The sequence below is a fragment of the Nocardioides deserti genome, from assembly GCF_014266025.1.
Taxonomy (GTDB): domain Bacteria; phylum Actinomycetota; class Actinomycetes; order Propionibacteriales; family Nocardioidaceae; genus Nocardioides; species Nocardioides deserti.
In genome coordinates this window covers 52,265-65,713 of sequence record NZ_JACMYC010000019.1, presented here as the reverse complement: position 1 = coordinate 65,713, position 13,449 = coordinate 52,265, and the positions used below count along the sequence as shown (strand labels likewise).

Here is a 13,449-nt window from a genome sequence, read left to right as displayed (position 1 = left end):
GGCCGGCGGGGCCGGCGAGCCCGGGGCGGCCGGCGGAGCGACCGGGGCGAACGGCGCAGCGGGCACGGCCGGTGCAACCGCTGGCGCGGTGCGGGGAGCGGCCGACGGGCCGCGGCGGGACGGCGAGGCCGTCGGGTTCTCGGACGGGACCTCGGACGGGGTCGCCGAGGGGGCCGGTGCCGCCGACTCGCTCGGGGGGAGCGGAGCGGGCTCGGCCACGGCTCGGTCCGGACCGGGCCCGGACTGCAGCGCGAGGACGGCACCCGCGGTGACGGCGACGGCGGCCGCGGCGACGACGGCGGCTGCACGCCTCTTGGTACGTCGGGTCCACCTCGCCGCGTGGTCGACCCGATCGAGGTCCGGGCCGTCCGGGCCGTCGCCGCCCGCGCCGCCCGCGCCGCCGGACGCGCCGAGGTACGTCGTACCGGTGGCACCCAGCACCGCCGGCGCCAGCAGTGCGCCGACCCGGTTGTTGAGCAGCACCAGCTCGCGACGACAGGTCTCGCAGTCGAGGCACCCCTCGAGGTGCTGCTCGACGGCCGCGGTGTGGCGCACGCCGAGCCGCCCCCGGACGAGGGAGGGCAGCTGTTCGCGCGTGGCGCGGCACACGGCGTCGTCGGCGCCCGAGACGTGGGCGGCCAGGTAGGCGCGGCGAAGACCCTCCCGGGCCCGAGAGGCCAGCGCGGCGACGGCGTTGGCCTTGATGCCCAGCAGCTGCCCGACGGTCTGGTGGTCCTCGGCCTCGACCGCGGTGTGCCACAGCACCAGCTGCCAACGCTCGGGGAGCGAGCGCAGGGCTTCGAGGACCACCGCGGACTCGGCTGCACTGCTCGACCCGGGTACCTCGGGGCTGCCGGCGCCGAACGCCTGCGTCGCCGGCGGCTCGCCCGGCAGGTCCTGGTCGTCGACGGGCACGAGCCGGCGGTTGCGGCGTACGTGGTCGACGTGGCAGTTGCGGACGGTGGCGAGCAGGTAGGGCCGCAGCGCCTGGTCCGGGCCGCCGCCGTCGTGGAGCCGCTGGAGCACCTTGGCGAAGGCCTCGGAGACGAGGTCGTCGGCGGTGGCGGCGTCGCTCAGGACGCGGGCGTAGCGGTACGCCGCGGCGTGGTGCCGCTCGAAGAGCTCAGCGGTGGCCTCGTCGTCGCGCTCGCGAGCGCGGGCGATGAGTCTCGCGTCGTCGGTGGCGAGGGGCGCGATGCTCACGCGAGCAGCGTGCCACAGACCTGCTGTCTAGACCGCTGGTGGCCGATTTCGAGCGATCTGGGGAGTCGCGTAAGCAGGTGACCGCCGACGGCGTCCTCCATGCGCCGCTGCTCGCGGACGCGTGTCGTCCGTCCGGGCCGCGGCGGTCGCGGACCCCGTCCGGACCGGACGCCATGCCCCCACTCGGAAGGAACGTCGTGCTGTCGAGCCGCCCCGCCCCGCCCAGGTCGAGGTCCGTGGGGAGGGGACGCCGGTCGTCGTACGCTGCCCTGGCCTTCGCGTTGCTGGGCGGATCGCTGGCGGTCGTCGCCGGCCCGGTCGCGCCGGCGTACGCCGCCGAGTCGCTGGTCGTCACCAAGGAAGCGGACGACGCCGTCCTGGTCGGCGGTGGTGGCACGGTGACGCTGCGCGCCGAGAACGCGGGCGACCAGCCGGAGTACAACCTGTCCTTCCGTGACCGGCTGCCGCTCGGTGCGAGGTACGTCGCCGGCAGCACGCGACCTGCCGGCGGCGAGCCGAGGGTCGTCACCGGGCAGGACGGCCGGCAGACGCTGGTCTGGCAGAACCTCAGCGACCTGCCCGTCGACGCGGTGCAGGAGCTGACCTTCGAGATCACGACCGATCCGATGGTCCTTCCGGTCGGCTCCAGGTTCGACAACGTCGCGCAGGCCTACGCGAGCGCCGAGCCGCGCGACGTGCCGGACTTCGACGCCGACGGCGTCTACGTCGGTGACGACGCATCGGTCCAGGGCGAGTCCGCCGCGATCGCCACCGACGTGACCGCGATCGAGGTCGAGAAGCACGAGCCCAGCCCGGAGCACGAGCTGCGCCGCGGGGTGCACGCGCACAGCACCGTCTACACGCTGGAGGTCCGCAACAACTCGCGGTTCGCCAACAACGACGTCGTCCTCGTCGATCACCTGCCGGCGCAGCTGGAGTTCCTCGGCTGCGGCACCGTCGACAACACCGCCGACGGAGCCGTCGAGTACGACGGGGCTCCCCGGCTGGACGTCTCGACCCCGGACGTGACCGCCGAGTGCCCCGAGCCGGAGTCGGTCGAGACCGTCACCGACCCGGGCGGCCTCCCGGCCGGCGTCTACACCCGGGTGGAGTGGCACCTCGGCACGCTGGCCGCTGACACCATCGTCGACGTCCGCTACCGCGCCGGCATCCCGCAGCGCGCCAACGCCGACGAGTTCCCGGGAGTGCGCCCGACCGCCGAGTCGCTCGAGCAGGTCGCGAACCTCGACAACAACACCGGCCCCTCCACCCGGGAGACCCTCGACGAGCAGGCGCTGACCAACCACGCCTTGGCGACCGCCGACTACACCGGACCGGTCGCACCCGGCACCTCGACCCGGGTGAGCGACACCGACGAGCTGACCGTCACCGCCGAGGACCTCGCCGTGCAGAAGTCGGTGAGCCCCGGGCGGTTCACCCACGGCGACATCGCGACGTACACCCTGCAGCTGCAGACCGGCGAGTACGCCGACGCGACCGACGTCGTCCTCACCGACACCATCCCGAACGGGTTGTGCCCGATCGGCACGCCGACGACCGGTGCCGCGGCCGATTGCGCCGGCTCCGGCGGCGCCGAGCCGAGCGAGGCCTTCCGGTCGGTGACCGCGAACGACGACGGCTCGTTCACGGTCGTCTTCGAGCCGCTCGCGATCGACGCCAGCGGCGAGGCCACCGTCACCTACCAGGCGCGGATGCTGCCGACGTACCGCGACGGCGACACCCCGCCGACGGTGACCGGCGACTCCTACACCAACACCGTCGCGCTGACCGGCACGACGACCACGCTCGCCGACGTCGAGGCGCCGGGCGGGGTGGCCGAGCAGTCCGTCCGCGACGCCTCCGAGGCCCGGATCGAGAGCGACACCGTCGCCCTCGACAAGCGGATCCAGCCGAACGGCTCCGGCGCCGCGCCGCTGACCTGCTCGCCCACGGCCGGCGCCTACGAGGACGCCGCCGACCCGACCGACCCGCGCTTCACCTTCACCGAGGGCTCGCGGGTCTGCTTCACCATCCGGGTCGACTTCCCCGACGGCAACGACACCAGGAACGCGGTGCTCACCGACTTCCTGCCCACCGGCCTGGCGTACGACGCGGGGTCGCTGCAGCCGATGGCCGACAACGACGTGCCCGCCGTCGTCGACGAGGCGAAGCTGACGTTCACCCTCGGCACGGAGCGCGACGGTGCCCGCTTCGTCGACCGGGGCAGCGTCTTCCACTACCGGCTCTCCGCCACGGTGACCGACCCGGCGGCCGGCACGACGCCCGACGTGACCGGCAACCTCGCCAAGCTCCGCTGGGTCAGCACCGAGGGGCAGGTCGGCTTCCTCCGTGATCGCGAGGACTTCGCGATCGCGCCGGCAGCGGCGGTGCGCGTCGAGAAGTCGGCGCGTCGGGTGACCGCGACCCCGCCCGGTGCCCCGACGGACCTGCCCGACGACAGCACCGCGGCCGAGCACCGTGTCCGTGCCGGCGACGTCGTCGAGTTCAGCGTGACCACGACCAACGCCGGCACGGCGGCGGCCGGCAACGCCCGCGACGTCATCGGCCCCGACGTGTGGGACCGGCTGCCCGCCGGCATCACGTGCGCGCAGGTTACGGCCATCACCGACGGCGGGGAGTGCACCGACCCGGCTGACACCGAGCACCCGCCGTTCGACGGCGACGACGAGCGCTCCGCGATCCGGTGGGACCTCGACGACAGCGTGCGGATCGCGGCCGGCGACAGCCGCACCGTCACCTACCGGGTGACCTACCCGGCCCGGGTCTCGGCGACCAACAGCTACCGCAACGACGTCGACATCGCGCAGTACGCCTCCGAGAACAACCAGGGCGTCCTGCTCGACCACCGGCCGCAGGACAACGTCGACACGACCGTCCCCGAGGACGACCAGGACGTCCCGCGCGCCCATGACGACCACACCCTGCGCACCCCGGACGTCGGCGTGACCAAGCGCAACGAGACCGTCCTCGACGACGCAAGCCAAGGTGCCGACCCGGGCGGTCGCAACTATGCGGTCATCGGGGAGCAGGTCGAGTACGTCATCGAGGCGACGCTGCCCGCCGAGACCACGATCTACGACGGCGTCCTGCGCGACATCGCGCCGTCCGGCCTGCGCGTCGACGACGTCGAGTACCGGTACCGGACCGGCCCCGCTGCGACCTGGGGCCCGCTGCCCGTCGGAGCCGGCACCACGACGCCGCCGGCGGCCCCGCGGATCACCCTGCCCCCGCAGCTCGCGGTCGGCCCCGAGGACGACGGCCTGCGGATGGTCGTCACCGCCACCGTCGTGAGCGACGCGGCGAACACCCACGGCGCCCGACGCCGCAACACCGCCCGCTTCACCTCGGTCGACGAGAACGGCGACGCCAACGCGAACCGCGAGGCCACCTCGGACGTCTACACCGTCCTGCCGCGCCCGGCGCCGACCAAGACCGCCGACGTCACCAGCCCGGTCGCCGGCCAGACCGTGACCTACACGGTTGTCGCCCGCAACGTCGACCCGACGGCGCCGGGCGCGATCCGGCCCACGTTGCACGACGCCGCGCTGGTCGACTGCGTGCCCGCCGGCCTCGAGGTCGTCGGCACGCCGACGGTCACCGGCGGCGGCACCGTCACGGTCGGCGGGCCCGGCGGCGCGGGCTGCGCCGGCAGCACGACGCCGATCACGTGGGAGGTCGGCGACCTGCCGTGGCGCGACACCGCGGCCGCGGGCGCGGCGCCCTGGCCGGTGCTGACCTACCAGGTGCGGGTCGACCCCGACGCGGCCGGCGGCGCGGCGTACACCAACACCGCCCGCCTCAGCGGCACGTCGCTCGACGGCACCGACCCGGACGAGGCGACCTACGTCGGGGAGACCGACGAGACCGTCACGGTCCCGGGCAGCACGCTGACGAAGACCGTCACGCCCTCGCGGGCGCCGATCGGCGCGACCGTCGACTACGAGGTCACGGTCGAGCTGCCCGCGGCGGTGAACTTCTACGACGCCAGCGTCATCGACCAGCTCCCCGCCGGCATCGACCCGGCCTCGGTGAGCACGCCGACGACGACCTGCACGTACGCCGGCGGCGACCCTGCCGAGACGTGCACGGTTGGGGTGGCCGGCGGGCTCGGCACCGACGCCGCGCTGCACGGGTGGCACCTCGGCGACGTCCGCAGCGACGACCGGCCGCGCCTGCTGACCATCGGCTACTCCGCGACCCTCGCCGACGTCGCGAGCAGCGTTGCCGGCACGCCGCTGGTCAACAGCGCCGTGCTGCGCTGGAACCAGACGGACCGGTTCACCACCCCCGCGGTCGACGACGACTTCGACTCGGCGAGCGGCTCCGACGACGCCACGGTGACGGTCCTCGAGCCGGACCTCCGCATCGAGAAGACCGTCAGTGACGAGACGCCGCTGCCGGGGGAGACCTTCACCTACACCGTCCGGATCACCAACGCCGACGGCCCGACCACCTCGACCGCGCACGACGTCGACGTCGTGGACACGCTGCCGGCCGGCGTGCGGGTCGTCGCGGTCGTCGGTGGCACGCAAGGCACCGACGCGGACGACAACGCCACGATCACGTGGAACGACCTCGGCCCGATCGAGCCCGGTGGCTCCGTCGAGCGGACCTACACCGCGCGCCTCGCCAGCCCCGCGCCGGCCGAGCCGCAGACCAACACCGTCGGGGTCACCGAGCACACCTCGGTCGACGGCGGCGGCCGGGTCTACGGCGGCCCGGAGGACACCGCGGTCGTGACCGCCGGCCTGCCGGACCTCGAGGTCGACAAGACGGTGCTGGACGGCCCGCCGGCGTACGTCGGCGAGCCGACCCGCTGGCAGGTCGTGGTGACCAACACCGGACCGGCCACGGCGCACGACGTCGACCTGGTCGACGTGCTGCCCGAGCACTGGACGTACGACGAGGGCACGGCGCGGGTCTCCGTCGCCGGGGCCGCGGCGACCGCCGTCGAGCCGACGGCGAGCGGCTCCCCGGCTCAGACCCTCACCTGGACCGACCTCGGCGACCTGGCCGAGGGACGGTCGCTGACGGTCGTCCTCAGCGCGACCCCCGGTGAAGCCGTGGTCACGGCGGACCTGGTCGGCTCGACCGTCCCGCACGTCAACGCCGCCACCGCCACCGCGCGGGACCTCGAGGGCAGCGACGAGGTCGTCAGCACCGACGACGACACCGCCGAGACCCGCATCGACGCGGCGGACCTGAGGCTGGAGAAGGAGCCGGTCGGCACCCCCGTCGCGGGCGAGCCGTTCTCCTGGACCGTCGAGGTGGTCAACGACGGTCCGGACCAGGCGCGGGGACCGTTCACGGTCACCGACGACCTGCCGGCCGGGGCCACCTCGGCTTCGGGCTCGGGCACCGGCTGGACCTGCTCGGTCGCGGGGACGGCGCTCACCTGCAGCACCGGGTCCGCAGCCACCCTGGCGGCCGGCGCCTCGCTGCCGGACCTGACCGTCACCGCCACCGTCCCTGCAGACACGGCCGCCGGCGCCGAGCTGACCAACACCGCCTCGGTCACCGGCCGCACGCTCGAGACCGACGAGGACGACAACACCGACGAGGCGACCGCGACCGTCACCACGGTCGCCGACCTGGGCATCGACAAGCAGCTGGGCGGTGACCTGGTGCCGGGCGGAACCGCGACGTACACCCTCGACGTCCGCAACGACGGACCGTCGTACGCCGCCGGGCCGGTCGTCGTGACCGACGTGCTGCCGGACGGGGTCACCTACGACTCCTTCACCGGTGCGGGCTGGTCCCTCGAGCGCGACGGCCAGGAGCTGACCTTCACCTGGACCGGCGCGACGCCGGTCGCGGTCGGCGCGATGCCGAGGATCAGCGTGACGGTGGACGTGGCGAGCGACCTGACGGACGCGGTCAGCAACACCGCGACCGTCGCCGAGCCCACCGACCCGACCAGCGGACCGGAGTCGCCGGACAGCGACACCGTGACCAGCACCCCGGTGCCGAGCGCGGACCTGGCCGTCGCCAAGGCCAGCGTCGGCGCCTTCCGCGCCGGCACGCGTGGCGTCTACGAGATGACCGTGGTCAACCACGGCCCCTCGGACTCCGCCGGGCCGGTGCGGGTGACCGACACCCTGCCCGACGAGCTGACGTACGTGTCGGTGACCTCCGACGACGGCTGGACCTGTGCGGCGGCCGGGCAGGACCTGACCTGCACGCTCCTGGCCGGGCTGCCGGTGGGGGAGACCAGCACGTTCCGCGTGACGGTCGGCATCGACGAGGCCCTGACCGGGGACGTGGAGAACACCGCGACGGTCGTGACCACCACCCCCGACCCGAACCCGGGCAACGACACCGACACCGACGACACCGGCATCACCGTCGAGGCCGACCTGGCGCTGACCAAGGAGCTGACCACCGACCCGGTGGTCGCGGGCTCCGAGGCGACGTACGTGCTGCAGGTCCGCAACGAGGGCCCGGCCACCTCTCCGGGACCGATCGCCGTCACCGACGCGCTGCCGGCGGGGACGACGTACGTCGCCGCCTCGGGCACCGGCTGGTCCTGCTCGGCGGTCGGCCAGCTGGTCACGTGCGAGCGGGCCGACGGGCTGGCCGCGGCCACCGACGCGCCGCCGATCACCCTCGAGGTGGCGGTGGACTCCGGCGTGGGCACCACGACGCTGACCAACCGTGCCGACGTCGACGGCCCGGCGACCGACCCGGTCCCGGCCAACGACACCGACGACGAGCCCACGCCGGTCACCGAGGACACCGAGATCAGCGTCGCGAAGACCGTGGCCGGTGCCGACCCGGTCCGGGCGGGCGAGAACGCGACCTTCCGCGTGGTGGTCACCAACGACGGGCCGTCCGACGCCCGCGCCGTCGTCGTCACCGACGTCCTCCCGGCCGGGATGACGCTGGTGTCGGCCGCCGGGGACGGCTGGAGCTGCACGGCCGGGGTGTGCACGCGCGACCGCGTGGTCGCCGGCGCCTCGGCGCCGCCGCTCACCGTCGTCGCACGGGTGGCCTCGGGCACGGCCGCCGGGACGACCCTGACCAACGCGGTCTCGGTGACGACGTCGACGCCGGGGGACACCCCGGCCGGCAACACCGACGAGGCCTCGGTCGGCGTCGTGGTCGCCGCCGACCTGGCGGTGGACAAGACCCACCCGACCGGCGGCGCCGTGGCCGGTCAGCCGACGACGTTCGCGATCGCGGTCCGCAACAACGGCCCATCGGACGCTGCCGGGCCGATCACCGTGGTCGACACGCTGCCCACCGGTGTGCGGTACCTCTCGGCGAACGCACCCTGGACCTGCACGGCGGCCGCCGCCGGCACGGCGCGGGTGACCTGCACGCTGCCCACCGGGCTGGTCGCCGGGGCGAGCGCGCCGGTGCTGTCCCTGCAGGTGCAGGTCCTCGGCTCGGCCGAGACCGGGACGGTGGTCAACACCGCGAGCGTCTCCTCGCCGACGCCGGACCCGGTGCCGGGCAACGACACCGACGGCGCCGAGCTGGCCGTGGACCAGCTGACCGACCTGTCGATCACCAAGACCCACACCGGACCGGTGCGGGTCGGGCGGACGCTCGAGTTCACGCTGGTCGTCACCAACGACGGTCCGTCGGAGGCGCGGGGCGTCGTCGTCACCGACGTGTTGCCCAGCGGGCTCGACCTGGTCTCGGCGACCGGCGCCGGGTGGACCTGCGCCGAGGTCGCGGGCGAGGTGCGCTGCACGCTCGCCGGCCCGCTCGCGCCCGGCACGAGCGCGCCGCCGATCGCCGTGGTCGCCGGCGTCACCCCGCAGGCCTACCCGGGCGTGCGGAACGTCGCCCAGGTCGGCTCCAGCACCCCGGAGAGCGACCCGACCGACAACGAGGCGACCGACGAGGTGGCTGTGCCGCCGCTGGTGGACCTCGTCATGGACAAGGCGCGCCTGGGTGACCTCGTGGTCGGTCAGCAGGCGACGTACCGCCTCCTCGTGACCAACCGCGGTCCGACCCCCGCGCCGGGACCGATCACGGTCACCGACGTCCTCCCGGCCGGCCTGGCGCTGGTCTCCGCCGAGGGAGAGGGCGGCGGAGCCTGGACGTGCGGGTCGGCAGGGAGGACGGTGACCTGCGTGCTCGACGGGACCCTCGGGGTCGGGGACAGCGCAGCGGTCCAGGTCATCGTCGACGTGCTGCCCGCGGCGTGGCCGAAGGTCGCCAACAGCGCCTCGGTCACCAGCCCGTTCGAGGACGTCGACGGGCCCGGTGGTGGCGACGGGACCGACAACGGCACCGGCATCGACACCGGCACCGTCGACGCGGGGGTCGACCTGGCCGTCGCCAAGGAAGCGGTGCGAGTCGGCGCCGGTCGGGTGGTCTATCGGATCATCGTCACCAACGGGGGCTCCGGCCCGACGGTGCGACCGGTCCGGGTCCGCGACCCGCTGCCGGCCGGGCTGCGGCTGGTGTCGGTGACCGGTGACGGTTGGTCGTGCGGCTCGGCCGCCGGCCGGGCGGACTGCACGTACGCCGCCCCGGTCGGCCCCGGCGAGTCCGTCTCGATCCGGCTGGTCACGCGAGTCACCGCCGCGCCCGGCACGGAGCTGTCCAACACCGCCTTCGTCGTGGGCGGCGGTGGCGGGGCCAACGCCGGCGACCAAGACGTGGCCGTCGTGACGGTGCCCGCTGCGGGCGACCCGGGCACCGGCACCTCGCCGGACGGCGCGGGCGGTCAACCCGACGGGGGCGACGGCTCGGGTGGTCTGCTGCCCGACACGGGCGGGCCGCGGCTCCTGCTCCTCCTGCTGGGCTTCGCGCTCTGCGGGTTGGGGGCGGTGGTGACGGTCCGCCACCGTCGGCGCTGGTGAGTGCCGGTGGCGGAGGGGTTCTGGGGGTCCCTCCGCCACCGTCTCACCCCCGTGCGGTGGGGTGCGCCGCGCTGAGTTGCTCGTGCTGTGCCGGCGGTTCGCTTCCGAATGGAACGAGATCGGTCCGACGTCGACCGAGAGAAGTCGACCTGGCCAGCCGCTGGGCAAGGGCGTCGCTGACTACGCTGTGGCGAGTGTCGTCCCGCGCGCTCGCCGTCGTCCTGGGGTGCGTGGTCACGTCCCTGGCCGCGCTGTCGGTCGCGGGAGTCAGCCCGTACTCGGGGCCGCGCATCCTGGGGCTGTCGAGCGATCACGGCGTGCACCTCGGCGACCTGCCGGTCCTGGCGCTGTGGCTGGTGGGGATGGCATGCGTCGGTGTGGTGTGGCGTCGTAGCCACCGGCAGTAGGCGCCGCCCTCGCGCTCACGTCCATGCGCCCGTCTGGAGCGCCGCCTCACACCCGTCGGTACTGCACGTGCGTGTCGCTCGCGGCGTGCTGGAACCCCAGCCCGCTGTAGACGGCGATCGCCGGGGCGTTGTCGGACTCGACGTAGAGCAGCACCTCGTCGACGCCCTTCCCGATCAAGTGATGGAGACCGGCCAGGGTGAGCAGCTTGCCGAGGCCGCGGCCTTGGGCGGCGGGTGAGATGCCGACGACGTACACCTCGCCGAGCGCGGGGGAGTGCTGCTTGGTCCAGTGGAACCCGAGCACCTCCCCGGACGGGGAGTCGACCGCGACGAGCAGACCAGCAGGGTCGAACCAGTCCTCCGCCATCCGCTCGCGGAGGTTCGCGAGGTCCATCGCGCCCTGCTCGGGGTGCGCGGCGAACGCGGCAGCGTTCACCCGGACGACGGCCTCGGCGTCGTCGGGCTCGTAATCCCGGACGGCAATCCTTTCACGAGCGGGCAGCTTGGGAAGCGGGACCGACGAGGGCCGCCGCATCACCCACAGCTCGCGCGCGCGCTCGAGCCCGCGCCGGGCAGCGAGGGCACGTGCGGCCGGGTGGTCGCCGTGCGACCAGGCCTCGACAGGGCCGGACGCGGGAATGGCCTCGGCGGCCAGGGCGGTGCCGACGCCCCGCCTGCGGAGATCGGGGTGCACCACGAGCGAGAGGTCCTCGCCGATCAGCAGCGCGACGCCCTCGTCGCGCACCCAGCACCTCACGGAGTCCGGCCGGTGACGCAACGCCAACCACGTCGCCTCGTCGAACGGAGCGGCGCCGTCGGCCTCCTCGGCCGCGTCGGCGATACGTCGTACAAGATCGAGATCAACCACGTCCCGAGTCTGTCAGGCAGGCGAGGCGGAGTGAGCTCAGGCGTCCTGCTCCGCGCGCTCGTCCTCGACGGCCCGGGCATCGTCGGAGGCGGCCTTCTCCTTCGCCGGCACGACGAACCGGTAGCCGACGTTGCGCACGGTGCCGATGAGCGTCTCGTTCTCGGGGCCCAGCTTGGCGCGCAGCCGCCGCACGTGGACGTCGACGGTGCGGGTGCCGCCGAAGTAGTCGTAGCCCCACACCTCCTGCAGCAGCTGCTGGCGGCTGAAGACGCGACCGGGGTGCTGGGCGAGGAACTTGAGGAGCTCGAACTCCTTGAACGTCAGGTCGAGCGTCCGCCCGCCGACCTTCGCGGTGTACGTCGCGTCGTCGACGACAACTTCGCCGGAGCGGATCACGTGCGCGTCGGGGTCCGCGGCGTCGCGCTGCGCGGTGAGCCGGCCGATCGCCAGCTTGATCCGCGCCTCGAGCTCGGCCGGCCCGCACGTGTGCAGCACGACGTCGTCCATGCCCCAGTCGTGGTTGACGACGGCGAGGCCGCCTTCGGTGACGATCAGCAGCACCGGCACGTCGGTGCCCGTGGTGCGGATCAGCCGGCACAGGTCACGCGCCTGCGCGAGCTCCTTGCGCCCGTCGACCAGCAGCAGGTCGGAGTCGGGGGCCTCGAGCAGGGCACTGCCCTCAGCGGGCAGGATGCGGACCGAGTGGCCGAGCAGCGCGAGGCCGGGGAGAACTTCGGCCGAGGGCTGCAGGGCGCTCGTCAGCAACAGCAACGTGCTCACAATGGTCTCCTCCCGTAGCGGGCGGGGACCGGGACGCAACACTGGGCCTCGGTCGTGAAGTTCTCGGAAGAATAGCGAAACGTGGTGGACACAGTGGATCGATCCAACGTGAATGAGACGCAAACCATCCGCGTGCGCTACTGGGCGGCGGCCAAGGCCGCAGCCGGCACCTCCGAGGACGTGCTTCCCGTCGACGGCCCGCTGACGCTCGCGGAGGTCCGCGACCGCGCCCTCGCCCTGCACCCGGACGCCGACCGGCTCGGCGACATCCTCCGCACCTGTTCGACGCTCGTCGGCGACCGCCCGACCGCGTCCGAGGATCCCGACACCGTCCAGGTGCCTGTCGGCGCGGACGTCGAGTTCCTGCCGCCCTTCGCGGGCGGCTGAGCGACGCTCAGGCGGGGACGAGGTACGTCGGCGACTCGTCGATGCCGGACCGCAACCTCTCCACGTCGACCCGCACCATGTGCTCGACCATCTCCTCGAACGACACCGTCCTCCGCCACCCCAGCAGTCGCTCCGCCTCCGACGGGTCGCCCACCTGCACGGGCACGTCCGCCGGCCGCATGAGAGCCGGATCGTGCTCGATGTACGCCGTCGGGTCGTCGATGCCAGCGGCCCCGAACGCCGTCCGCACCAGGTCGTCGAGCGTGTGCCCGACTCCCGTCGCCAGCACGACGTCCCGCGGCTCGTCGAGCTCCAGCTGGTCGGCCATCGCGGCGGCGTAGTCGCCGGCGAAGCCCCAGTCCCGGGTGACCGCCGTGTTGCCCAAGGCCAAGGTCGATCGCCGGCGGAGCGCGATCTCAGCGACAGCCCGGGTGATCTTCCGCGTGACGAACTGCGGACCACGCACCGGGCTCTCGTGGTTGTAGAGCGTCGCGACACACGCGAACGATCCGGCCGACCGGGCGCGCTCGACGGCCGCCCGCGCCTGCGCCTTGCTCCGCGCGTAGGGGCTCCACGCCGCCGGGTCGCCCAGCTCCTCGGCCGAGGACGCTTGGAAGAAACGGACGCCCGGCCGGTCGGCCAGCACCTCGAGCATCCGCTCGACCGCGGCGCCGTTGACCTCCTCGGTCAGGTCCGGCTCGCGCCAGCTCTGCCCGACGGAGCTCAGCCCGGCGAGGTTGAAGATCCGGGCCGGACGGACGTCGTCCACCAGCGTCCTGAAGGAAGCGGTGTCGCGCACGTCCAATGGCCGTACCTCGACGCCGTCGAGGTACGCCGCCATCCGGGTCGCCTCCGAGCTGGCGGGTCGCACCGTGCCGACGACGCGCGACCCGCGCGCGAGCAGCTCGCGCGCCAAGTAGATCCCGTCTTGGCCGGCGACCCCGGTGACGAGCGCGGTGGCCAC

The 13,449-nt window shown here is 73.9% G+C and carries 7 protein-coding genes; 3 read left to right on the top strand and 4 right to left on the bottom strand.

Annotated elements, in window-relative coordinates; translation table 11 throughout:
* A partial coding sequence (locus H7344_RS18725; RefSeq protein WP_186347502.1) for a sigma-70 family RNA polymerase sigma factor occupies window positions 1-1,203 on the bottom strand: 1,203 nt, incomplete at its 3' end.
* A 236-nt stretch (window positions 1,204-1,439) separates the two neighbouring features.
* Between H7344_RS18725 and H7344_RS18720 the strand changes: the two genes are divergently transcribed.
* Both H7344_RS18720 and H7344_RS18715 read left to right on the top strand, forming a co-directional pair.
* Window positions 1,440-10,043 (top strand): DUF11 domain-containing protein, encoded by an 8,604-nt coding sequence (locus H7344_RS18720; protein ID WP_186347501.1) that lies wholly within the window; start codon window positions 1,440-1,442, stop codon window positions 10,041-10,043.
* 194 nt (window positions 10,044-10,237) lie between these two features.
* Complete coding sequence (locus H7344_RS18715; protein WP_186347500.1) at window positions 10,238-10,450, top strand: hypothetical protein; 213 nt, start codon at window positions 10,238-10,240, stop codon at window positions 10,448-10,450.
* A gap of 46 nt (window positions 10,451-10,496) precedes the next feature.
* Here H7344_RS18715 and mshD read toward each other — a convergent pair whose 3' ends face one another.
* Window positions 10,497-11,318 carry a mycothiol synthase gene (mshD, locus tag H7344_RS18710; RefSeq protein ID WP_186347499.1) on the bottom strand — a complete coding sequence of 274 codons (822 nt, stop codon included), beginning with the start codon at window positions 11,316-11,318 and terminating at the stop codon, window positions 10,497-10,499.
* A 36-nt stretch (window positions 11,319-11,354) separates the two neighbouring features.
* Window positions 11,355-12,098 carry a winged helix-turn-helix transcriptional regulator gene (locus H7344_RS18705; protein WP_186347498.1) on the bottom strand — a complete coding sequence of 248 codons (744 nt, stop codon included), beginning with the start codon at window positions 12,096-12,098 and terminating at the stop codon, window positions 11,355-11,357.
* Window positions 12,099-12,206: 108 nt separating this feature from the next.
* On the opposite strand from H7344_RS18705, the gene H7344_RS18700 reads away from it, so the two are divergent.
* Window positions 12,207-12,485, top strand: coding sequence for a MoaD/ThiS family protein (locus H7344_RS18700; RefSeq protein WP_186347497.1), 279 nt, complete (start codon window positions 12,207-12,209; stop codon window positions 12,483-12,485).
* A 7-nt stretch (window positions 12,486-12,492) separates the two neighbouring features.
* Here the strand turns inward: H7344_RS18700 and H7344_RS18695 are convergent, their stop codons facing one another.
* Entirely contained in the window at window positions 12,493-13,449 is a 957-nt protein-coding gene (locus H7344_RS18695) for a GDP-mannose 4,6-dehydratase (RefSeq protein WP_186347496.1), read from the bottom strand.